Consider the following 21,614-nt stretch of genomic DNA (forward strand, 5'->3'; position numbering starts at 1 on the left):
CTGCGACAAGGCACGGATGCATACACCGATCGATATCGACCCGGATTATCTCAGGTCTCGGCTGAAGGCATTGCTCGCCATTCCGAGCCCTACAGGCTTCACAGACGAAGCCGTCCGGCACACCGCTCGCGAACTCGAGCGTCTCGGACTCGAGGTCAAGCTGACCCGCAGGGGTGCGATCCGCGCCCGTCGACCGGGAGCCGCCGTCAGACCCGCCCGGGGCATCGTATCCCACCTCGACACCCTAGGCGCCCAGGTAAAGGCGCTGAAAGACAACGGACGTCTGGAGCTTGTCTCGATCGGCCATTGGTCGGCGCGCTTTGCCGAGGGCGCCCGCGCCTCGATCTTTTCGACCAAGGGCATCTACCGTGGCTCCATCCTGCCATTGAAGGCATCCGGGCATACTTTCAACGACGAGGTCGACACACAGCCGACCGGCTGGCGGCACATTGAAATGCGCATCGACGCTCTGGCGCGCGACCGCAAGGACATCGTGCAGCTGGGCATCGATATCGGCGACATCGTTGCGATCGATCCGCAGCCGGAGTTTCTCGAAAACGGCTTCATCGTCTCGCGTCATCTCGACGACAAGGCCGGCGTCGCGATCATGCTGGCAGCACTCGAGGCGATGCAGCGGCAAGAAATCGAGACACCGGTCGATACCTATTGGCTGTTCACCATCGGCGAAGAAGTTGGGGTCGGCGCCTCAGCCGCGCTCGTGCCGGAAATCGCCTCCCTGGTCGCCATCGACAATGGCACCACAGCACCCGGTCAGGCTTCCGACGAATTCGGCGTAACGCTTGCCATGGCCGACCAGACCGGCCCCTTCGACTATCACCTGTCCAAGAAGCTCTTCGAACTGTGCGGCGAACATGGCATCCGCGTTCAGAAGGATGTCTTCCGCTACTATCGCTCCGATGCCGCTTCGGCGGTCGAGGCCGGTCATGATGTGCGCACCGCACTGCTCGCCTTCGGCGTCGATGCCTCGCACGGCTACGAGCGCATCCATCTCCATGCGTTGATCTCGGTGGCCAAGCTGGTGGTCCATTACGCCGCCAGCGAAGTCCAGATCGAGCGCGATTCCGAGGAGGTTTCCGGTCTGCGCGGCTTCACCCGTCAGAAGGTGGCACCGGCCGAGCAGGTGCTTCGAGCAAACGAACCCGACGAACCATAATTCCGGCACTTCGAACCATCCGCCCACGTCGCGGATCGCCACAGTTGAAGCCGCTTTTGAGGCGCGATTGTTGCGAAGTTTCGCGCATGGCTTGACATCCGATTGCGGCGGTTGTTTCCCCCTGCTAGCGTTCGGAATGGCGGATGCGCCGAACCTGCGGAGAGTGAGACAATGTCGGGCGACGAGGCAACGAAAAGGCCGCGGCTGAAGATCGGCTTCGTGCTGTCGCGCTCCTTCACTCTGTCCGCCTTTGCCCTCTTCATTGATACAATCCGGCTTGCCAGCGACGAATATGATCGCTCGGGCCGCGTGCTCGCCGATTGGCAGGTGCTCGGCAGCACGCGCCACCTGATCAGTTCGAGCTGCGGTGTGCAGGTCGCACCGACCAGCGACTTCGTCGATCCGAGCCGTTTCGATTACATCGTCGTGGTCGGCGGCCTTCTCGGGCGCCAGGCCGCCGTGGACGATCAGACCATCGCCTTCCTGAAAAGGGCCGATGCCCAGAAGGTGCCACTGATCGGCCTTTGCACGGGAACCTTCATCCTCGCGGACGCGGGTCTGATGAAGAACCACCAGACCTGCGTCAGTTGGCTCCACTACCAGCAGTTCCGGGACCGTTTTCCCGATCATGAGGTCCGCTCCGACCGTCTGTTCAATCTCGATCGCCGCCGCGGCTCCTGTGCCGGCGGCAGCAGCTCCGCCGACCTCGCTGCCTTCATCGTCCGACAGTATCTCGGCCACGATGCCGAGCGAAACGCGCTGGAAGTCCTGCAGATCGAGAAGGCCCGCACCAACAGGGACATCCAGGTCCGTCGCCCGCTCACCATCGAATGCGACGATCCCCGGGTGAAAGCGGTTCTGATCCTGATGGAGCAGAGCCTCGAAAACGAATTGACCATCGATCAGCTTGCCCGCTCGGTCGGCCTTTCGCGCCGCCAGCTCGAACGCCTCTTCGCCCAGAAGATCGATGTCTCACCCGCCCGCATCTACACCAAGCTGCGCATGGAGCGTGCCAAGATGCTGGTCACCCAAACCAATGCGTCGCTGATCGATATCGCCCTTCAGGTCGGCTTCCAGAACACCTCCCATTTCACCCGCGTCTTCAAGGGCACCTATGGCCGGACACCGGGCCAGATGCGCAGTCATCCGACGGTTTGACCGCGATCGAGGCTCGCGCACCAGCTGCGTTAGGAGTGCCTTTTTTAGGTCTGTTGCCTGCGACGCAAAGGCCCCGGCCGCCCGCTTGTGAGCCGACTCGGCCGGTGCTATCCAGCGGACATCTGTCGGGGGATAGAATGGCCGAACGTGGCTTTGAGTTGAGCTTTGACCGGGCGATACGCATGATCTGCGTCATCGCGCTTGTGCTGCTCGGCCTCGCGCATCGCCCTGCCGTTCAACCCACACCGCAGCTTTCCCCGCAGGAAATCGCAGCCCTTACCCTGCCGGATGGCAGTCTGCCTGAGCTCTGCCTGCCCACAGAGAACGGCAAGGCCAAGGGGCACGCCGCCTCGTCCGATTGTGAAGCTTGCCGCATCGCAGCGTCGGCGCTGTTGCCTGCGCCGGCGGATTCGGTCGGCATCCGCATGCCGCTCATCGCAGCCATCACCCTGCCGCAACCGGCAGAGGCTCACTTTCGCCAGCTTTTCCCTCCCGACAGCCATCCCCGCGCGCCCCCTATCACCGCCTGAGCGAAAACCATGGCCGGCGCATGTCTGCGCCCGGCTGTCCGTGTCGTCAGGCCGGTGAGCTAGCAATCGCGCAGCTCCGGTCGAAATCGGATGTCTGTCATGCTCCAAATGTTTGCCGATTGCGGGGCGCCGCCTGCGTTCCCGCCTGTTTCTTCAGCCTTGTCGCCACAACGGGCGATGTCGCTCGCCGGTCCGCTCCTGCCACCGCGCACCGTCGTCTTTCTCGAAGGTCTGGCCCGCTCCCCGCAATACCGCGTCGTCGATGGCTGTGTCGCCACCGCCCAGACATTGGTCGATGGTCGGCGCCAGATCATCGATCTCGTCGGCCCCGGACGCCTGATCGGCCTCGGTTTTGACGATCAGAACCGCTATTCCGCGGAAACGCTGGGTTTCACCCGGCTGGAGGCCGTGTCTGAAAGCATGGCCCAGGGCGAGCGTGATCTGGCGCTGAGCGAAATGCTGGCCCGCTCGCAAAGGCTGGTCATGCTGCTCGGTCTCAAGACCGCACCGGAGCGTGTCGCCTCCGCCCTCATCGATCTTGCGGAGCAATTTGGCCGCGCCGCGCGTGACAGGAAGCGGAGGTCCGTCACCTTCCATCTTTACCCGACACGCGGCGATCTCGCCGACTGGCTCGGCCTCACCATCGAGACCGTCAGCCGCTGCCTCACCCGTCTGAAGAAGGCAGGGCTCATCGAGATCAAGCACGGAGATCTCGTCACCGTGCTCGATCCGGAACAGCTCTCAGGCGTTGCTGCCGGCGCTCGTGCGCTCGCCAATTGAATTTTCCCATAACCAACAGAGAATTAGGATGACCATCATTTCCGACCTCACCCCCGCCCAGGCGACAGACAAGGATCTGTCGCGCCGCTTCTACATCACCGCGTGGCGCTGGCATTTCTATGCCGGCCTCTATGTCGCGCCCTTCATGATCATGCTCGCCGTCACCGGCCTGATGATGTTGTGGACGGCGACCCTGTTCGGCCGCGATGGCGAAAAGACCTATACCGTCGAGCCGCAGGCCGCCATTTCCTCCGTCTCGGACCAGGCGGGAGCCGCGACCCTCGAAATCCCCGGCCAGATCATCCAGTACATCGCCCCGCGCACGCCCGAACAGGCCGCCCTCTTTCGCATCAACCAGGGTGACGCCTCCTATATGGTGGCGGTCGATCCCTACCGTGCCGAAGTCCTCGGCCACTGGGATCGGCGCACCGGGCTCTACGATCTCGCCGACAACATCCATGGCACGCTGCTGATCGGCACTCTCGGAGACCGTCTGATCGAGATCGCCGCCGGCTTCGGGATCGTTCTGGTGATCACCGGCCTCTATCTCTGGTGGCCACGCGATGGCCGCGGTTTCGGCTCGGTGCTGCTTCCGCAGCTTTCCGCCAGGGGGCGTCAGTTCTGGAAGTCGCTGCATCTGACGATCGGTTTCTATGCCTCGCTCTTTCTCGTCGTCTTCCTGCTGTCAGGCCTCACCTGGGCCGGCATCTGGGGCGAGAAGTTCACCCAGGCCTGGAGCACCTTCCCGGCGGAAAAATGGGACAATGTGCCCCTGTCGGATAAGACCCATGCCAGCATGAACCATGGCGGCGTCAAGGAGGTGCCGTGGACGCTGGAACAGACCCCGATGCCGGCTTCCGGCTCGGATGCCGGTGTCACCGGCACACCTGCAGGCGAGCCCGTTTCGCTCGATGCCATCGTTACGCTCGCCCGCACGCTTGGCTTCGATCAGCGCTTCCAGCTGGCTTTCCCGGGTGACGAGACGGCCGTCTGGACCATCGCGCGCGACACGATGAGCAATGACAGCGCCAATCCGCTTGACGATCGCACCGTTCATGTCGACCAGTATACCGGCCGCATCCTCGCCGATGTCGGCTTCAGTGATTACGGTCCAGCCGGCAAGGCCATGGCCGCCGGTATCGCCTTCCACGAGGGCGATATGGGTCTCTGGAACCTGGTGCTGGTCAATATCGTCTGTCTGTCGATCATCTTCCTCTCGGTCAGCGGTTTCGTCATGTGGTGGAAGCGCCGCCCCAAAGGTGCCGGTCGTCTTATGGCCCCCAACGTTGGCGAGCCCGGCCCCCTCTGGAAGACCGGAGCACTGGTGATGCTGGGAACGGCTTTGCTCTTCCCGCTCTCAGGCGCCGTCCTCCTGGCGGTGCTTCTCCTTGACCTCCTCGTCCTTCGCCACATCAGGCCGCTGAAAAAGGCCTTGAGCTGATTGAATATCGGCGCCCCCAAAAGCGGGGCGCCGAGTCGCCGTCATCCATCTTCTGAAAAAAGAATGGAACAATGGAACCTCTCGGCCATTTGCAAATCATGTGTCCGGTAAACCGAGGAACGGTTTGCCGGCACCTTTTCGTTTGGTCTTTCAACGGAGGTTTCAGCCCGGTTCATGTGTGGCATTTGTGGAGAAGTGAGATTCGATGGCGCGTCGCCGTCGGTAGCAGCAGTTTCGATCATGGCGGATGTTCTGGCCCCACGAGGGCCGGATTCGGCCGGCGTGATGGTCAGGGGCAATGTCGGGCTCGGCCATCGACGATTGCGCATCCTCGATCTTTCCGACAAATCGCAGCAGCCGATGGTCGATCCCGATCTCGGCCTTTCGCTCGTCTTCAACGGTTGTATCTACAACTTCCGTGAGCTGCGCAGCGAACTGGAAGCCAAGGGCTACCGCTTCTTCTCCGATGGCGACACCGAAGTCATCCTGAAGGCCTGGCATGCCTGGGGCACGGGCTGCGTATCGCGCTTCCACGGCATGTTCGCCTTCGTCATCCACGAGCGCGACACCGGTCGCGTGGCCATAGCGCGCGACCGCTTCGGCATCAAGCCGCTCTATCTGGCCGAAGTCTCCGGTGGTCTGCGCTTCGCCTCCTCGCTTCCCGCCATCGTCAAGGCGGGTGGCGTCGACACCGCGATCGATGTCACGGCGCTTCATCACTACATGACCTTCCACGCCGTCGTGCCTCCGCCGCGCACGATCTACAAGGGCGTGCGCAAGCTTCCCCCGGCAACGATCAGGGTCTACCAGCCTGATGGCAGCTTCGAGGACAAACGCTATTGGGACCCGGCCTATACGCGCCGGGCCGAAGATGCAGGCATGAGCCGCGAGGACTGGCAGGAGCAATTGCTCGATGCGCTGCGTCTCGCCGTCAAGCGCCGGATGATTGCCGATGTCCCCGTTGGCGTCCTTCTGTCGGGCGGCGTCGATTCCAGCCTGATCGTCGGTCTGCTGGCGGAAGCAGGTCAGACGGGCCTGATGAGCTTCTCCGTCGGCTTCGAGGAAGCCAATGGCGAGAAGGGCGACGAATTCGTCTATTCCGACCTGATCGCCAAGCACTTCGGCACCGACCATCACAAGATCTTCGTACCCTCGGCCGATCTGATGGGCGCGCTTCCCGGCACCATCGCTGCCATGTCCGAGCCCATGGTCTCCTATGACAATGTCGGTTTCTACCTTCTGTCGAAGGAAGTCTCGAAACACATCAAGGTCGTCCAGTCAGGCCAGGGCGCCGACGAGGTCTTCGGCGGTTATCACTGGTATCCGCCGCTGGTCGGCTCCACCGATGTCGTCGGCGACTACGGCCGCGCCTTCCGCGATCGCTCGCATGAAACGCTGACAACCCAGCTCCGGGACCGCTGGATCACTGAGCGCGATGTCAGCGGCGACCTGCTCCGCGAACATCTCCTGCGCGCCGGTGCAGACAGCCCGGTCGATCAGGCACTCCGCCTCGACAGCAATGTCATGCTCGTCGACGATCCGGTCAAGCGCGTCGACAACATGACCATGGCCTGGGGCCTGGAAGCGCGCGTGCCCTTCCTCGATCACGAACTGGTCGAACTCGCCGCCCGCATTCCCCCGGAGGAAAAGCTCCGCGACGGCGGCAAAGGCATCCTCAAGGATGTCGCCCGCAAGGTCATCCCCTCCGAGGTCATCGACCGCAAGAAGGGCTACTTCCCGGTACCCCAGCTGAAATACATCGCTGGTCCCTATCTCGACATGCTCCGCGACGCCCTGTCGTCACAGGCTGCCCGCGAACGGGGCCTCTTCCGCCAGGATTACATCGATCGTCTGGTTGCCGATCCCGCCGCGCATATCACGCCGCTGCAGGGCTCCGAACTCTGGCAGATCGGCCTTCTCGAAATGTGGTTGCAGGCTCAGGAGAACTGACGTGAGCAAGGCAGAGAAGAAGCCCGCCACCCAGCCGCGAAAGGCGCGTCGCGGCAACGCGCTATCGCATCGGCTGACGCGCCTCAGAACCCCTGGCGGCAGTGGCCAGGGGGCAACCAGCCGCACTTGTGAACCGGACGCACGCAACCGCAACGTCGCCCTCGATTGCGGCTGGGGTCGGCTTCTTTTCACACCGACCTTCGAGGCCTATACCGACCTCCTCGAAGCGCTCCGCGAAGAAGCCCCCGACACGCGCGACATCGCCTTTCACGTCGGCGATCCCCATGTCCTGCTCGCCCAGGCACCGCAGGAGATCTTCCTCGATCCGTCCCACACCTTTAGGCTCGATCTCTCCACCTATCGCGCCGGAGGCCGCCGCCCCAAGGGCGTCACCATCAGGCGTTTCTCCTCGGAAAGCGATGCGGCGGGTATCAATGCGGTCTATGCCAGCTGCGGCATGGTCCAGGTGCGCGAGGACTTCTTCACCGGCGAGCGTGACAACAGGCCGGTCACCTATTTCGTCGCGCAGGACGATCTGACCGGCGAGATCGTCGGAACCGTCACCGGCATCGACCATCACCGCATGTTCGACGACCCGGAGCGCGGCGCCTCGCTCTGGTGCCTCGCCGTCCACCCGCAAGCCCGCCAGCCGGGCATCGGCGAGGGCCTGGTGCGTATCCTCGCCGAACATTTCCAGGCGCGGGGCCTCGCCTATCTCGATCTCTCCGTCCTGCATGACAACGACAAAGCGATCGGCCTCTACGAGAAGCTCGGCTTCCGCCGGGTGCCGCTCTTTGCCGTCAAGCGCAAGAATGCCATCAACGAGAAGTTCTTCGCCCAGCCGGTCGAGGGCTACGAGGCGCTCAACCCCTATGCCCGTCTGATCGTTGACGAGGCGCTCCGCCGCGGCATCCATGTCGAGGTGACCGATCCCGAAGGCGGCTTCTTCCGTCTGAGCCATGGCGGGCGCAGCATCCATTGCCGCGAAAGCCTCTCGGACCTCACCTCATCGGTCGCGATGTCGATCTGCGACGACAAGGCCGTCACCCGCCGCTTCGCCCAGACGGCGGGTCTCAGAGTCCCCGAACAGCTCTCCGCAGACGCCCCCGAGGACGAAAAGCTCGCCTTCCTCGAAAAACACGGCAAGCTGGTGGTGAAGCCCGCCCGCGGCGAACAGGGCCGGGGCATTTCGGTCGGCATTTCCTCGATGGACGCCCTGCAGGCCGCCATCCGCCAGGCCCGCCAGGTCTGCGACCGCGTGCTTCTGGAAGCCTGCTTCGAAGGTGAGGACCTGCGTCTCGTCGTCATCGACTACAAGCTCGTCGCCGCCGCCGTGCGTCGCCCGCCCCGCGTGATTGGTGATGGCCGCTCGCCGATCCGCAGGCTGATCGAACAGCAGTCCCGTCGTCGCGCTGCCGCAACCGGTGGCGAAAGCCGGATTCCTGTTGATGCCGAGACGAAGCGATGCCTCGCCGAGCAGGACCTCGATCTCGAGAACGTGCTCGAAGAGGGCCGCGAAATCACCGTCCGCAAGGCCGCCAATCTCCACACCGGCGGCACGATCCATGATGTCACTGCTATTGTCCATCCCGACCTTGTCGATGCCGCCTGCCGGATCGCCAAGGCCATCAAGATTCCGGTCGTCGGCATCGATTTCATGGTCCATGATCCTGCGAAACCGGACTACGTGTTCATTGAAGCCAATGAGCGGCCCGGGCTTGCCAATCACGAGCCGCAGCCAACCGCCGAATGTTTCATCCAGCTGCTGTTTCCAGGCAGCCGCGCCCGCGAGCGCCGCAACGCCTGACGACAGGCGTGATCGATAAGACCCGAAGAAGAAGGGCGGCATTCCGGTGCCGCCCTTCTTGTTTGCGGCTCTCATCACGGCTACTGCGACTCGCCGATCGTGTCCGCCATATGCGCGCCCCGACGTCCCATCGGCTCTGCCGGTCCAGTCGTCGTGTCCACTGCCGTCTGATGTTCGAGCTCCGCATTCAGCATGGCCCCGACAATCAGGATCACCACCGACAGCCAGGTCCAGAACATGAAGGCGATAAATGTGCCGAGCGCGCCATAGGTCGCGTTGTAGTCGGCGAAATTCTCCAGATAGAAGGAGAAACCGAGCGACATGATCATCCAGACGAGCGAACTCAGCAAAGTGCCCCAGGTCAGCCATCGCAGTTGGGCGTTCTCGCGGCTCGGCCCATAACGATAGATCATCGCGGACCCCAGCCAGATCACGCCGATCAGGATCGGCCAGCGGATAAACCCGACGATCATCTCGGCCCGCGCGGAAATGAAGACGACCGACATGATCAGCGGCAGAATTGCGAGTGCCGTGACGACGACGGCGAGAACGGCCATGGCGCCAAGTGTAAATGCGACGGCCAGAAGCGTAGTATGGACGAAGCCGCGTTTCTCCTGTTCCTCATAGGCAATGTTCATGGCCTCGAAGAGCGCCAGCATCCCGTTGCGGGCACTGAACAGCGACACGCCAAGACCGACGAGAAAACCCGTGCTCAAGGTACTGTTGTTTTCGTCGGCCAGCGCCTGCAGTTGCCCCAGGATCATCGTGACCCCATCGGCAGGCAGTAGTTCGGAGAGGAAATCCAGCCGTCCGGCGATCGTGGTCGGATCGGCAATCAGGCCATAAAGCGACACTAGCGCTGCAAGACCGGGAAACAGCGACAGCATCACGTAGAAGGACACGCCTGCTGCAGCGAGCGTGACCCGGTCCGATGTCAGCCTCGACAGGACCCTGAGCGAAACGTCCCACAGGCCACGGACCGGAATGTCGCTGGGGCTGCACGCGTCTCGCCCTCGTTCATCGCGGACTTGGGAGGCAGTGAGGGGCGTGGATGAAGGTGTCACTGGCGGCATGTCGGGCTCCTTGTTGTCAGGGAAACTGGTCCACATGCCGCCATGTTCCCTGCCGAGACGAGAGAAGCCGGGCGGAACCGTAGCCGGCCGAGGTCGGTTGGGCTCCCAAATACTTCACAGGGAGAAGACCATGTCCGACAATACCAAGCACGAACTATCGACCGGCCATCAGCGCGAGGAGGTCGATCCGCATCTGGCGCCGCCCTTAGAAGCCGCCGCGCGCCGGTCGGATGCAGCCGCCGTGGAACATGGCATGTCGAGGGGCGATGAACTGCTCAGCATCTACCGGCTGGAGCCCATAGCCGCGCCGGACGATCCGCGTTGGGACAATGCCCCTGGCCATGGTGTGGTGACGGTAGCCGCCCGCTCTACGGGCGATGCCCGCCTCGTCGCGGCCTCGCAGGAGCTGGACTATATGGAAATCGACGCCAAACCTGCCGAGGACGTGACGACCGGAATGGCAAGTGCCTTCCGCTCGGAGAAACTCTACACGGTCATCGAGATCGCGCGTGACAGGCAGGGTCTCACCCGCGGCCTCATCGAGGGCGAGATCGGCGTAGACACGATCAGACCCGTCCAGATCTGATCGAAGCGTGGCTGTCATGATGCCGGCCTGAGGGAAGCGGGCCACACCCGCTTCCGCTTTTGCCGTTTTCGAAGTAGCTCGGGTCTCAGACCTTGGCGCTTTCCCCAGCCTCTTGCCGTGAGACGAATTCCATCGTCACCTCACGTAGATTGTCCTTCAGCCATTGGGCCATGTTCTCTTCTTCCGCCAGGTTCTGCTGCAGGCCGCTGGTCGCGCCCTGGAACCCACCCATTTCCGCCATGACCATCAGCGAGTTATAGGCGGCGATCTCGTAATTCTCGAAAGCCTGGTTGGCGAATGAGTTCTTCAGGATCTCGTCACCCGCCATGGCGTGGCTGATTGCAGCCATGCTGCCGCCTGCCGAGAGCATCCAGTCCTTGATGGTCGAGTGATCCTCGTCGAGGCTCGCGAGGATGTCCTCAAGCCGCTTCAACTGCACTTCGGTCTCCTGCAGATGCTGTTCCAGTCGCCGTGCCACCTGAGGATAGTTTTCGATTCGGGAAAGCTGTGGCTTGATGATCGAGATTGCCTGGTTTTCCATCGCATGCGCATTGCGCAGGCCGATAACGAAAAGCGAACGTCTGTCTTCTGCCATTGTCTCTGTCTCCTTGATCTGACCGTCTCCGAACCGCGAGTCCCCTGAAGGGTTCCCCGTGGCCAAGAGGCTGGGTGGATCATGGAAAAGGCACGCCGCAGCCTGGCGTGCCATATTGAAGACTGGTCTGTTGCCCGCGCTGGACCTTTCGGCGATCCGGATCAGCCTTCGAAGTCGCCCTCGGCATTCACCTCGCGCCCGCCGACGATGATCGCTCGTTTGCCGACATGGTTGGCAGCACCGACGATGCCTTCCTGCTCCATCCGCTCCACAAGCGAAGCCGCCTTGTTGTAGCCGATGGATAGCCGGCGCTGGATGTAGGAGGTCGAGCACTTCTTGTCGCGCAGCACAACCTTGACCGCCTTGTCGTAGAGGTCGTTGCCGTCCTCTTCCGCCATCGCGCTCTTGTCGAAAACGGCCACGTCCTCTTCCGGCTCTTCTTCGGCTTCGTCCGCATCCTCAGTCACGGTGCCCAGATAGTCCGGACGGCCCTGCATCTTCAGATGCGCGACGACCTTCTCGACTTCCTCGTCGGAGACGAAGGGACCATGTACGCGGGCAATGCGCCCGCCGCCGACCATATGCAGCATGTCGCCCTGGCCGAGCAGATGTTCGGCACCCGGCTCACCCAGAATGGTGCGGCTGTCGATCTTCGAGGTCACCTGGAAGGAAACGCGCGTCGGGAAATTCGCCTTGATCGTGCCGGTGATGACGTCGACCGAGGGCCGCTGCGTCGCCATGATCAGGTGGATGCCGGCCGCACGCGCCATCTGCGCCAGTCGCTGGATCGCACCTTCGATTTCCTTGCCGGCAACCATCATCAGGTCGGCCATCTCGTCGACCACGACGACGATGTAAGGCATCGGCGAGAGATCGAGCTCCTGCTCCTCGTAGACAATCTCGCCGCTCTGCCGGTCGAAGCCGGTCTGCACGCTCACGGTGATCGTCTCGCCCTTCTCGCGCGCCTGGGCCGCGCGGGCATTGTAGCCGTCGATATTGCGCACGCCGAGGCGGCTCATCTTGCGATAGCGGTCTTCCATCTCGCGCACCGCCCATTTCAGCGCCATCACGGCCTTCTTCGGATCGGTCACGACGGGGGTGAGCAGATGCGGGATGCCGTCATAGACGGAAAGCTCCAGCATTTTCGGATCGACCATGATCAACCGGCACTCGTCCGGCCGGAACCGGTAGAGCAGCGACAGGATCATCGTGTTGATCGCGACCGACTTGCCCGAACCGGTGGTACCGGCAACGAGCAGATGCGGCATCTTTGCGAGTTCCGCGATCACGGGCTCGCCACCGATGGTCTTGCCGAGGCAGACCGGAAGCTTGTAGCGCGTCTCGGCATAATCGGGCGTCTCGATCAGCTCGCGCAGATAGACCGTCTCGCGCACCGGGTTCGGCAGCTCGATGCCGATCACATTGCGACCGGGGACAACAGCGACGCGGGCAGATAGCGCCGACATTGAACGGGCGATATCGTCCGAGAGACCGATGACGCGCGAGGACTTGACCCCCGGTGCCGGCTCGAATTCGTAGAGCGTCACGACGGGGCCCGGGCGCACGTCGATCACTTCGCCCTTGATGCCGAAATCTTCGAGCACGCTTTCCAGAAGCCCGGCGCTCTGCTCGAGCGCCTCTGCCGTCATCGTCACGCCGGTCTGAACCGGCGGCATCTGCAGGAAATCGAGGTAGGGAAGCTCGTATTCGCCTTCGCCCAGCGCTTCCTGCGCTTTGAACAGCGGCTGGCGTGGCAGTGCGGCAGACATCGGAGCAATCGACGAATGGTTCGCCTGGAGCGGCGCCGCAACAACGGCCTCAAGGGGGGCAACCGTCTCGGTCGCCGCTGCCTGCGCCTGCTGCAACGCGTAGGACGCCGCTGACACCTCCCGATATGCGACTTCCCGATACAGCGCGACGACCGAGCCCGGGGTTGCGTCGAACACGGGCTTGCGCGCCGCAACGGTCACCGGATGTGTGGTGGCCGAAACCCCTTCTGGGCGATAGCGCACGACTTCGGCGCGCACCGTTGAAACAGCCTGAGGTGCTGGCGCTGGAATGCTGCGAACCGGCTGCGGTGCGGTGTGCTGAGCCCTTTGCGGAGCCGCCGGCTGGCAAGCCTGTGAAACAGGTTGCGCAATCGGGGTCCGCGCCATTTCGATCTCCAATGGAGCATCCACCGGCGCGATCATCGCCTCGAAGAAGATGTGGTCCGACAGCAGCGCTGCGATCGGCAGACGCTCAACCTGCGCTTCGTGCGCGACCGCAGTCACGGCCTCGGGCTGCGTCGGTGATGGATTGGTCATCTGCGTCCACGCGGCAAAGCCTGATGCAACAGATGCCGTGACGGCCGGAGCCGTGACAATAGGCTGGACGGATGGCGGAGCAAACACAGGAGCCGCAACCGGCTCAGGTGCAGCCGCTGCAGGCGGTGTCCGCAGAAACGCATTGCGCACCATCGGCGGACGCGCTGCGGGGGCCGCCTGCTGGGCAGCAAGCCGCAAGGCTTCGGCCTGCTGGGCGAGCGACCGCTGCAGGTGCGGCGGCACATGCGGCTCGGTCGTCGGTCGAACATTTGCCCCGACGGTCGCGGCCTGGGTGCTGGCAAGCACGCTGCGCATGCCCTGAACCAGGGGTGCCGGTTGAACGGGCTGTGGGGCAGGGCCGATCTCCTGCGGCGATGCGCCATCTGCCATCGATGCTTCCCAGGCGGCCTGTTCGGCCTGCTGGCGGGCGAGTTCCCGGCGAAGCTTGTAGGTGAGCGCGCGCGCGCCCACGGCATCCGGCGGCTGCGGCAAGGTCACGGAAGCAGGCATGCGCGGCACTTCGGCCTTCGGTGCCGGCGCGGGTGCGCCTGTGCGCGGCAATCCGGCATAGGGTACGCTGCTCGCCGCAGAAGAGGCAGGCCTTGCCGGGGCAGGGGCCACCGGCTGAGCTGTCGGCTGATAGGCTTGTCGTGTGGGCGCCTGAGGCATCGCCGGCTGTTGTGCGGCCGTCCGTGCAGGCGGTGCGCTCGGCTGGGCGACAGGCGCAGGCGTTGGCTCGGCCTTGCCCGGCACGCGGTCGGGCGTGCGGGTGAAACGCACATTGGGACCTAACACGAAGGCCTTCTGCCAGACGGGCGTTTCCTCACGCCCCTCGATCTGGTCGGCTGCCGACTGATCGGCGCCTTCACCCTTGTTGTCCCCTAAATGATTGACCTGATACGCGGAATTTGAACGGGGAGGGTGCATCGGAAACCTGAACGCTGGCGGGATACAAGAACGCGAAAACTGAGCTATCTGAGTAGAAAATAAAGGTTAACGACCGCTTTCTGTCCGGCAGAAATTTCTAATGCACGAAGGGTCTGAATCGGGCCCTTTCGTCCCCGACGCCGCTGTTGCCAAAGCCGAATTTCGCCCCTCGCCGGAAGATGCTGCCCCCCAAGTTTTTTTCTCGCACCGTGTCTCCGCTCGGGCTATGGACGGGGACGAACAGAAAGCCGGTCATGTCGAAGAAAGAGAAGCCCAGTCCCCTGAAGAAGCTCCTGAAGGCCTGGACATCAGCGGGGCCCGAGGATCGCCAGGCCTTTCTGGATCTGGTCTCGGCAGAAGTGCGGGCCCGCGCATCGGCCGCCCCCGATCCGTCCGGTGCCGAACCGATTCCAGACGACGCCGCGGCCCTCATCGCCAATGGCCGGTATCTGCTGCCATCGACGATCGAGCGGGTCGAAGCGGTCATGCGCGCTCGAAAACTCTCGCCCTCCGGTGTCATGGCCGAACTCGGCTTCTCCAGCCGCGACGCCTCGCTCACCCGCGCGCTCGCCATGAAAGCGGCCTTGCGCCTCTCCGTGATCGCGGCACTTGCCGAGTGGCTTCTCGCACACGAAGCAGACGGCTGAGGCAGCACACTATGCCGTTCACCCTCGTCGCGCCGGTTGAGTTCGTTCAGGACATCAAGAAAAGCCGCTTCATCGCGCAAGCGGCACCGATTGCCAGCGAAGAGGAAGCCAAGGCCTTCCTCGCCTCGGTCTCCGATCCCGCCGCCAATCACAATTGCTGGGCCTGGCGCATCGGTCAGGCCTACCGTTTCTCCGACGACGGCGAGCCCTCGGGCACGGCTGGCAAGCCGATCCTGCAGGCGATCGATGGCCAGGAACTCGACGGTATCGTTGTGGTCGTGACCCGCTTCTTTGGCGGCATCCTGCTCGGCAGTGGCGGTTTGATGCGTGCCTATGGCGGAACGGCTGCCCAGATGCTCCGATCGGCCGACAAGCGGGAGATCATCCCGATGGTGACGGGCGAATCATCGGTCAGCTTCTCGGACCTCGCCCTCGTGAAGTCGCGGCTCGCCGCAATCCCGCATCTCACCTTCGTCGAAAGCTTCACGGCAGAGGGTGTCGATCTCGCGGTCACGCTGAGGCAGGGCGATGAGGATCAGGCGATCCGGCTGGTGCGCGATCTCACCAGCGGCCGGTCAAGCCTCGTCTTTCCGGACTGAGCGCTCAGCTCTTCTTTTTCGGCATGTCCTGGCTGGAAAGCTGCTTCCAGGAATTCTGCTGGGCAAGCATGCCGCGCAGATATTGCAGATTGGCCGCCGCCTGCTGCGGATCGAGCTCCTGGGCCGCCAGCTGTTCTGCCTCCTGGAACCGGCCCTGCAGGCCGACCACCAGCGCGAGGTTCTGACGGACCCGGCTGTCGGCACGGGGTTGCTGCGACGCCTGGCGCAGATAGTCCTCGGCCGTCTTCAGGTCGCCCGAAAGCACGAAGGACATGCCCATGTTCGACAATACGCTTGGATCGTTCGGCTGCATCTGCAGCGCCATGCGGTAACGCGAGCGCGCCTCGCTGGAACGGCCGAGCTGGTCGAGCACGGCCCCTTCCGCCGAATAAAGCCGCCAGTCGGGTCGGTCCGGTGTCTGCGCCCGCTGAATGGTGCCGAGTGCCTTTTCCAGCTGGCCCGCCGCAGCCTGCGCCTTGCCGAGTGAGGAGAGCACCTCGCGATCGTTCGGATGGGCAATCGCCACCTGCTGCATGACAGCAAGCGCCTGCGTGTTGCGGCCTGTCATCATCAGTCCATTGGCATAGGAGAGGCCGATATTCCGGTCCTTCGGGTTGCGGTCATAGGCCTGGCCGATGCCTTCCACGGCGCGGCTCAGTTGCGGACCGCTGAGCGAATCGAGTTGTTGGCTTGCCTTGGGGATCGAGCCCGTCGTCAGCTCCTTCTTCGCCGAGCCGCAGCCGGTGAGCGTCATCGCCGCCATCACCAGACCTGTCATGGCCACGATCCGCAGATGGTTTGCCGAGCCTGGAATTCGCATGCGCATGGTGATCGTCCCGAGTTAGCTAGTCCCCGCCGCCGCGCCTCGTCCGGGCGGCGCAACCTCCACTCAAGCAATAATCTGTTAACCCTAACGGAGTGTTAATCGAGCCCCCAACGATTCTTCAGCCGAATCTCCAGAAAGCGTCTCGCCATGGCCCCGTTCCAGTATATCGAAAGACCGTCCCCCTTCAGCACCAAGGGCGGCAAGACGCTCCCGGTCTTCGCCGTCACCCCGGCCCATGTCGAGACCGGCACGCTGGAACCACTCGCCCTCGACTGGGCCAAGAAGGCCGGCTTCAAGGCCGAGGCCGGCTCGGTGCTGCTGATCCCCACCGCCGACGGCCATGTGGGTGGCGCGCTGTTCGGGCTCGGCGCCAACCCTTCCGAAAATCCCTATCTCACCGGCAAGCTCGCCCGTGCGCTGCCGGCCGGCGAATGGCACATCGAAACCGCCCCGCTCACCGCCAACCGCCTGCTGCTCGGCTATGGCCTCGGCGCCTACAGCTTCGACCGTTATCGCTCCGAGCGGGTCACGGAACCGCGCCTCCTGATCCCGCAGGATGCCGATGCCGCCGACATCAAGCGCCAGTTGGCGGGCGTCTATCTCGCCCGTGACCTGATCAACACCCCAGCCAACGACATGAGCCCGGCCGATATCGAAGCCGCCGTCCGTCGCCTCGCCGAACACTACAAGGCCGAGGTCTCCGTCATCACCGGCGACGAACTCATCGAGAAGAACTTTCCCCTCGTCCACGCCGTCGGCCGCGCCTCCACGGTTGCCCCTCGCTTGATCGAGATGCGCTGGGGCAAGAAGGGCCATCGCAAGGTCACCCTTGTCGGCAAGGGCGTGAGCTTCGACACCGGCGGCCTCGACATCAAGCCGGCCTCCTCGATGCTCCTGATGAAGAAGGACATGGGTGGCGCCGCCAATGTTCTCGGCCTTGCGCTGATGATCATGGATGCCAAGCTCAAGGTTGATCTCCACGTCGTCATTCCCGCGGTCGAAAACGCCATCGCTGGCAATTCCTTCCGCCCCGGTGACGTCTACAAGAGCCGCAAGGGTCTGACCGTCCAGATCGACAACACCGATGCCGAAGGACGCCTGATCCTTGCCGATGCGCTGGCCTATGCCGACGCCGAGGAACCGGATCTGCTGATCGACATGGCCACCCTGACGGGGGCCGCCCGTGTCGCGCTCGGCCCGGATCTGCCGCCCTTCTTCACCGATGACGAAGACCTTGCCCATGGCATCGCCGATGCGAGCCTCGCGGTCGACGATCCGCTCTGGCGCATGCCGCTCTACAAGGGGTATGAGCGCATGCTGAAGGCCCAGATCGCCGACGTGACGAATGCCCCCTCGGGCGGTATGGCGGGCGCCATCACGGCCGCCCTCTTCCTCAAGCGCTTCGTCTCGCCGGGCCGCCGCTGGGCGCATTTCGACATTTTCGGCTGGTCGCCGACGGAGCGGGCCCATTCGCCTGTCGGCGGCGAGGCTCAGGCAATCCGCGCGCTTTACCGCTACCTGCAGTCCGGCGCCGACTGAGCCTGAATCCACCAGCCCCTTGCCAGATCGTTCCTTTACCGGAATGATACTCGCGAGGGGCTGCTGGCCCGGATCAGAACGAGGGGGAGGGGCCATGGGCCTCGAAATGACGGCGACCCAGGCGCTTTGCCTGTGGCACAGGGTGACCCTGGATCAGGTCCAGAAAGACGGCCACGACCTCACAATGCGTCAGCTCGCCGTACTGCTCGAGATTTATCTTGTGCCGCCGCCCCATACGGTGCGTGGCCTTGCCGCAACCCTCAATGTCACAAAGCCTGTCATCACCCGCGCACTCGATACGCTCGGGGAGCTGGGCCTCGTTGACCGTATCAGGGACGAGCTCGACCGCCGCAGCGTCATCGTCAAGCGCACCGTCGGCGGTGCGCTCTTTCTCGAAAAATTCGGCGATAACATCATCGCCCGGGGCCGCTCGCTCGGCTGACGGAGACTTGATTATGCTCGACCGGCGCCTCAACGCCTTCCGGCCCGATCTCGCCGATATCGCCCTGAAGGGGCAAGTCGAAGCGGACAGGTTTGTCACCCCGCAACCGGCGATGATCACCCAGCCGGTCGTGCCGCTTCGCCCGAAACCCGATCTTTCCATGGGAATCGATACCGAACTCCTGATGGGTGAAGAAGTCCGTGTTTTCGAGCGCAAGAATGGCTGGGCGTGGGTGCAGGCGGTGGACGACGGTTATGTCGGCTACCTGCTGGAAGAAACGCTCGGCGCTGTTGCCATAGCAACCCATCTCGTCACTGTGCCGCGCAGCTTCGTCTATTCTGGCCCCGATCTGCGCTTCCCGACGCGGATGGCCTTGTCGATGGGAAGCCGGCTAACGATCGAGGGGGAGGCGGAAACCCGCGGCACCCGCTATCTGCTGATGCTGGACGGCGGAGCCCTTGTTTCCCGCCACATTCGCCCGATCGCCGAACCTCCTGCACCGGATTACGTCGCCGTTGCAGCGCTGTTCCTCGAAACGCCCTATCTTTGGGGCGGCAAGTCCGGCTTCGGCATTGATTGCTCGGGCCTTGTCCAGCTGGCCATGCGCATGGCAGGGCAGAAGGCCCCGCGCGACAGCGACATGCAGGCATCGGGCCTCGGCGTGCCCGTGGAGCGTGCCGAACTCAGGCGCGGCGATCTCGTCTTCTGGAAGGGCCATGTGGCGATCATGGAAGACGAAACGACCATGATCCACGCCAACGGCAACACCATGTCCGTGGCCCGCGAGACGCTTGAGGCCGCCATCGAACGCATCGGCTGGCTCTACGGCACCCCGACCGGCTACCGCCGCCCCGTCGCCGAAACGTGATGATTCCGGTCTTGGTGCCGCGGCGTCGAGTGCCTATATCGGCACCATTAGCGCTGACGAGAAGATTGCCCATGCTGCCGGCCTGCCGAAAGAACAACACGTCCACGAAGATCAGCACTGCTCTGGTGCTGGCGTCGCTGGCCGTCTTCCCAGCTGTCGCCCCCGCCTCAGCCTCAGAAGGCATCGCCTGGGGCACAGCCGGACAGGAGAGTTTCAAGGACCTGCCTGGCGTCAAGCCGCAGGATCCTGTCAACCAGTTCGGTGAAAACGTCAACTGTGAAACGCGGACGGTTGTCCCCAACCGCCATCACTTCGGTCGCCGTGATCTGCGCGACAGCCTGCCCTACACGGTCTATCGCTGCGAAAAGAACGGCATCGTCTATGAAGGCACCGAGCCGCCGCGGTCCGGCCGCATGTGGTATCCCGGCGTCAACCCGAGGGTTATCGACTGATCTCGTCGGTCTCGGTTCAGTCGTTCGAGGCAGGAAGTTACGCGATCAACTGGCCTTTGTCGGGCTTTGCAAGATTTTACGTAAGATGAAAACGCGAAAGTAGTATTTCGTTCTTAGGTTGTCCTCAATAGACGGCATCCGTCCACCCAGCGTGGTCCGGATCCATTGTCGTTTCAAACAATGAGGACACATCATGCTTCTGGAGAAGATCAGTCACTGTTGGCAGGATCGGTCGGGCAACTTCGGGATCATTTCCGCATTGCTCGCACCGATCGTTCTCGTGTCCGCAGGTGGTGCCCTGGACGTCGCTTCGGCCTACAATACGCGCATCGAGATGCAGGCTGAGCTCGACGCCGCCATGCTCGCCGCTGCCCGCAAGAGTGGCAAAAGCGCCCAGGAGCTTGAAGCCCGTAATTTTCTAGGTCTCGACGCCGAGCAGGACGAATTGAATGAAAGCGCCGGCTTCACGCTGACGGTCAATGCCGACGGGTCGCTCACCGGCGGCTACGAGCAGGATGTCGACAACAGGTTTCTCGGTATTGTCGGCCTGAGCAGCTTCACCCTTGGCGTCAGCACCACCGTCGCTGCCGGGGCGGAAGAGGCGGCTGGCGGCAATGGCTGCATCTATGCCCTCGGCAACAAGAGCCAGGCCGTGCTCATCAACTCCGGTGCCAATGTCAAATCGACGAAATGCGAGGTCCACGTCCATTCGACCAGCAATCCCGCCTTCATCATGAATGCCGGGGCAACGATCGATACGGCGAAATTCTGCGTCAAGGGCGCGAACTATATCAAGAACGGCGGCACGCTCAGCAATCTTCAGACGAAATGCGCGGCGGAAGCGGATCCCTTCGCCGGCAAGATGCCGGAGCCTAAGGTCCCTGCAAACTGCACCACATCGGGCACGATGGACGGTCAGTCCATCACGCTGCAGCCGGGCAAGCACTGCGGAACCACGTTCAACGGCTCGCCGACCGTCACGTTCAAACCGGGTCTGCACATCATTTCTGGCCGGATGATCATCAATTCCGGCGCAACGGTGAAGGCGGAAGGTGTCACCTTCTACTTCCCCGACGTCAACAGCGAGATCCGCGCCAATGGCGGCCTGACCTTCACGGCGACGGCGCCGACATCAGGGACCTACAAGGACATCCTGATGTTCGAGAAAACCAGCGACGCCAGCAACAACCGCAACCCGCAGCAATATGTCTTCAACGGCAGCAAGGGCGAGATCCTCAAGGGGATCATCCACCTGCCCAATCGCGACGTGACCTACAATTCGACCACGAACCAGACGAACAACATCACGCTGGTGGTGAATACCATCATCATGAATTCGGCCAACTGGAAGATCGAGCCCCTGTCGGGTGGCGGTTCGACGCCGACGAGCGGTCTCGCCAATCCTCGCATTCTGCGCTGATGCTGGCTGCGCTGATGCTGGTCGAAGGAATTCAGATCGAGGAAGGGCGTCCGTTGGGCGCCCTTTTTCTCAAGCCGGATCGTCCTGGCCGAGCAAACCGTCGAACACTTCGATCAGCGCTTCGCTGATTGCGCCGCCGAGCTTATGGCCTGCCTCGCGCAAACCTTCCTCGTCCATATCGCGCGCCGCAAGCGCCAGCGCCGTGCCCTCTTGGGCAACGATTTCCTTGGCACGTTCGATCGCCCAGAGGGCAAATTCGCTGCGGCTTTCGATGGCGACGGTCTCGTCCATGGTCTGTCCTTGTGGCGGTCTTGGGGTGCTCGGGAATGCGTGAAAAATCGCACTGAAAACGACAGTGCGACAGCACCGGAAACTCAATTTTCAGACAAGAAAAAAGCCCGGCAAGCCGGGCTTTCTAAAGTGTTTGAGGATCGCATAAACTGCTGATCTCAAATCGGAATTTGGTGCCCAGAAGAGGAGAGGTGAGCACCATA

21 protein-coding genes are annotated in these 21,614 nt (G+C 63.0%); 15 read left to right on the top strand and 6 right to left on the bottom strand.

Going from position 1 to position 21,614, the window contains the following annotated elements:
* The first annotated feature begins 16 nt into the window (after positions 1–16).
* From GH983_RS21190 to GH983_RS21210, 5 genes are all read left to right on the top strand, one after another.
* Positions 17–1,174, top strand: a complete 1,158-nt coding sequence (locus GH983_RS21190; protein ID WP_153763417.1) for an osmoprotectant NAGGN system M42 family peptidase — start codon at positions 17–19, stop codon at positions 1,172–1,174.
* 171 nt (positions 1,175–1,345) lie between these two features.
* Positions 1,346–2,332 (top strand): GlxA family transcriptional regulator, encoded by a 987-nt coding sequence (locus tag GH983_RS21195; RefSeq protein ID WP_054149465.1) that lies wholly within the window; start codon positions 1,346–1,348, stop codon positions 2,330–2,332.
* Positions 2,333–2,469: 137 nt separating this feature from the next.
* Positions 2,470–2,862 (top strand): hypothetical protein, encoded by a 393-nt coding sequence (locus GH983_RS21200; protein WP_153763418.1) that lies wholly within the window; start codon positions 2,470–2,472, stop codon positions 2,860–2,862.
* A gap of 99 nt (positions 2,863–2,961) precedes the next feature.
* Complete coding sequence (locus GH983_RS21205; protein WP_194842764.1) at positions 2,962–3,642, top strand: Crp/Fnr family transcriptional regulator; 681 nt, start codon at positions 2,962–2,964, stop codon at positions 3,640–3,642.
* 28 nt (positions 3,643–3,670) lie between these two features.
* On the top strand, positions 3,671–5,083 hold the full coding sequence (locus GH983_RS21210) for a PepSY domain-containing protein (RefSeq protein ID WP_153763420.1): 1,413 nt from the start codon (positions 3,671–3,673) through the stop codon (positions 5,081–5,083).
* 41 nt (positions 5,084–5,124) lie between these two features.
* Here the strand turns inward: GH983_RS21210 and GH983_RS24175 are convergent, their stop codons facing one another.
* Positions 5,125–5,325: a hypothetical protein gene (locus GH983_RS24175; RefSeq protein WP_194842845.1), complete on the bottom strand. Its 201-nt coding sequence runs from the start codon at positions 5,323–5,325 to the stop codon at positions 5,125–5,127.
* Here GH983_RS24175 and GH983_RS21215 point away from each other — a divergent pair.
* Complete coding sequence (locus tag GH983_RS21215) at positions 5,258–7,033, top strand: N-acetylglutaminylglutamine amidotransferase (RefSeq protein WP_153763421.1); 1,776 nt, start codon at positions 5,258–5,260, stop codon at positions 7,031–7,033. The two genes, GH983_RS24175 and GH983_RS21215, sit on opposite strands and share 68 nt — an antisense overlap.
* Position 7,034: 1 nt before the next feature.
* A complete protein-coding gene (gene ngg / locus GH983_RS21220) occupies positions 7,035–8,840 on the top strand; it encodes an N-acetylglutaminylglutamine synthetase (protein WP_153763422.1) in 1,806 nt (601 codons plus the stop codon).
* A gap of 80 nt (positions 8,841–8,920) precedes the next feature.
* Here ngg and GH983_RS21225 read toward each other — a convergent pair whose 3' ends face one another.
* On the bottom strand, positions 8,921–9,913 hold the full coding sequence (locus tag GH983_RS21225) for a YihY/virulence factor BrkB family protein (RefSeq protein ID WP_054149521.1): 993 nt from the start codon (positions 9,911–9,913) through the stop codon (positions 8,921–8,923).
* 130 nt (positions 9,914–10,043) lie between these two features.
* On the opposite strand from GH983_RS21225, the gene GH983_RS21230 reads away from it, so the two are divergent.
* Positions 10,044–10,499, top strand: a complete 456-nt coding sequence (locus tag GH983_RS21230; RefSeq protein WP_153763423.1) for a hypothetical protein — start codon at positions 10,044–10,046, stop codon at positions 10,497–10,499.
* 85 nt (positions 10,500–10,584) lie between these two features.
* Here the strand turns inward: GH983_RS21230 and GH983_RS21235 are convergent, their stop codons facing one another.
* Positions 10,585–11,094 (bottom strand): ferritin-like domain-containing protein, encoded by a 510-nt coding sequence (locus GH983_RS21235; RefSeq protein WP_153763424.1) that lies wholly within the window; start codon positions 11,092–11,094, stop codon positions 10,585–10,587.
* Positions 11,095–11,255: 161 nt separating this feature from the next.
* Entirely contained in the window at positions 11,256–14,327 is a 3,072-nt protein-coding gene (locus GH983_RS21240) for a DNA translocase FtsK (protein WP_069042558.1), read from the bottom strand.
* Positions 14,328–14,581: 254 nt separating this feature from the next.
* Between GH983_RS21240 and GH983_RS21245 the strand changes: the two genes are divergently transcribed.
* On the top strand, positions 14,582–14,974 hold the full coding sequence (locus tag GH983_RS21245; protein ID WP_069042557.1) for a hypothetical protein: 393 nt from the start codon (positions 14,582–14,584) through the stop codon (positions 14,972–14,974).
* Positions 14,975–14,985: 11 nt separating this feature from the next.
* Entirely contained in the window at positions 14,986–15,573 is a 588-nt protein-coding gene (locus tag GH983_RS21250; RefSeq protein WP_054149475.1) for a YigZ family protein, read from the top strand.
* Positions 15,574–15,577: 4 nt separating this feature from the next.
* Here the strand turns inward: GH983_RS21250 and GH983_RS21255 are convergent, their stop codons facing one another.
* The gene (locus GH983_RS21255) at positions 15,578–16,351 is read right to left on the bottom strand and encodes a tetratricopeptide repeat protein (protein ID WP_236759373.1); all 774 of its coding nucleotides are present in this window, start codon (positions 16,349–16,351) and stop codon (positions 15,578–15,580) included.
* 195 nt (positions 16,352–16,546) lie between these two features.
* Between GH983_RS21255 and GH983_RS21260 the strand changes: the two genes are divergently transcribed.
* The 5 genes from GH983_RS21260 (at position 16,547) to GH983_RS21280 (ending at position 21,120) form a co-directional block, all read left to right on the top strand.
* Positions 16,547–17,938: a M17 family metallopeptidase gene (locus tag GH983_RS21260; RefSeq protein ID WP_153763425.1), complete on the top strand. Its 1,392-nt coding sequence runs from the start codon at positions 16,547–16,549 to the stop codon at positions 17,936–17,938.
* Positions 17,939–18,032: 94 nt separating this feature from the next.
* Positions 18,033–18,380 carry a MarR family transcriptional regulator gene (locus GH983_RS21265; protein WP_054149477.1) on the top strand — a complete coding sequence of 116 codons (348 nt, stop codon included), beginning with the start codon at positions 18,033–18,035 and terminating at the stop codon, positions 18,378–18,380.
* A gap of 13 nt (positions 18,381–18,393) precedes the next feature.
* Entirely contained in the window at positions 18,394–19,248 is an 855-nt protein-coding gene (locus tag GH983_RS21270; protein ID WP_153763426.1) for an NlpC/P60 family protein, read from the top strand.
* A gap of 71 nt (positions 19,249–19,319) precedes the next feature.
* On the top strand, positions 19,320–19,700 hold the full coding sequence (locus GH983_RS21275; RefSeq protein ID WP_153763427.1) for a hypothetical protein: 381 nt from the start codon (positions 19,320–19,322) through the stop codon (positions 19,698–19,700).
* 193 nt (positions 19,701–19,893) lie between these two features.
* Positions 19,894–21,120, top strand: a complete 1,227-nt coding sequence (locus tag GH983_RS21280; protein ID WP_153763428.1) for a TadE/TadG family type IV pilus assembly protein — start codon at positions 19,894–19,896, stop codon at positions 21,118–21,120.
* Between the two features lie 69 nt (positions 21,121–21,189).
* Here GH983_RS21280 and GH983_RS21285 read toward each other — a convergent pair whose 3' ends face one another.
* On the bottom strand, positions 21,190–21,411 hold the full coding sequence (locus GH983_RS21285; protein WP_069042551.1) for a hypothetical protein: 222 nt from the start codon (positions 21,409–21,411) through the stop codon (positions 21,190–21,192).
* Positions 21,412–21,614 lie beyond the last annotated feature (203 nt).

Source organism: Agrobacterium sp. MA01, assembly GCF_009650195.1.
Classification (GTDB): Bacteria; Pseudomonadota; Alphaproteobacteria; order Rhizobiales; family Rhizobiaceae; genus Allorhizobium.

Coding starts and splice junctions, on each gene's coding strand:
- GH983_RS21235 (WP_153763424.1), bottom strand. CDS start 11,094: ATGGCAGAAGACAGACGTTCGCTTTTCGTTATCGGCCTGCGCAATGCG.
- GH983_RS21225 (WP_054149521.1), bottom strand. CDS start 9,913: ATGCCGCCAGTGACACCTTCATCCACGCCCCTCACTGCCTCCCAAGTC.
- GH983_RS21190 (WP_153763417.1), top strand. CDS start 17: ATGCATACACCGATCGATATCGACCCGGATTATCTCAGGTCTCGGCTG.
- GH983_RS21230 (WP_153763423.1), top strand. CDS start 10,044: ATGTCCGACAATACCAAGCACGAACTATCGACCGGCCATCAGCGCGAG.
- GH983_RS21275 (WP_153763427.1), top strand. CDS start 19,320: ATGCTGCCGGCCTGCCGAAAGAACAACACGTCCACGAAGATCAGCACT.
- GH983_RS21250 (WP_054149475.1), top strand. CDS start 14,986: ATGCCGTTCACCCTCGTCGCGCCGGTTGAGTTCGTTCAGGACATCAAG.
- GH983_RS24175 (WP_194842845.1), bottom strand. CDS start 5,325: ATGATCGAAACTGCTGCTACCGACGGCGACGCGCCATCGAATCTCACT.
- GH983_RS21260 (WP_153763425.1), top strand. CDS start 16,547: ATGGCCCCGTTCCAGTATATCGAAAGACCGTCCCCCTTCAGCACCAAG.
- GH983_RS21280 (WP_153763428.1), top strand. CDS start 19,894: ATGCTTCTGGAGAAGATCAGTCACTGTTGGCAGGATCGGTCGGGCAAC.
- GH983_RS21255 (WP_236759373.1), bottom strand. CDS start 16,351: ATGACAGGTCTGGTGATGGCGGCGATGACGCTCACCGGCTGCGGCTCG.
- GH983_RS21240 (WP_069042558.1), bottom strand. CDS start 14,327: ATGCACCCTCCCCGTTCAAATTCCGCGTATCAGGTCAATCATTTAGGG.
- GH983_RS21245 (WP_069042557.1), top strand. CDS start 14,582: ATGTCGAAGAAAGAGAAGCCCAGTCCCCTGAAGAAGCTCCTGAAGGCC.
- GH983_RS21200 (WP_153763418.1), top strand. CDS start 2,470: ATGGCCGAACGTGGCTTTGAGTTGAGCTTTGACCGGGCGATACGCATG.
- GH983_RS21285 (WP_069042551.1), bottom strand. CDS start 21,411: ATGGACGAGACCGTCGCCATCGAAAGCCGCAGCGAATTTGCCCTCTGG.
- GH983_RS21265 (WP_054149477.1), top strand. CDS start 18,033: ATGGGCCTCGAAATGACGGCGACCCAGGCGCTTTGCCTGTGGCACAGG.
- GH983_RS21210 (WP_153763420.1), top strand. CDS start 3,671: ATGACCATCATTTCCGACCTCACCCCCGCCCAGGCGACAGACAAGGAT.
- GH983_RS21215 (WP_153763421.1), top strand. CDS start 5,258: ATGTGTGGCATTTGTGGAGAAGTGAGATTCGATGGCGCGTCGCCGTCG.
- GH983_RS21205 (WP_194842764.1), top strand. CDS start 2,962: ATGCTCCAAATGTTTGCCGATTGCGGGGCGCCGCCTGCGTTCCCGCCT.
- GH983_RS21195 (WP_054149465.1), top strand. CDS start 1,346: ATGTCGGGCGACGAGGCAACGAAAAGGCCGCGGCTGAAGATCGGCTTC.
- GH983_RS21270 (WP_153763426.1), top strand. CDS start 18,394: ATGCTCGACCGGCGCCTCAACGCCTTCCGGCCCGATCTCGCCGATATC.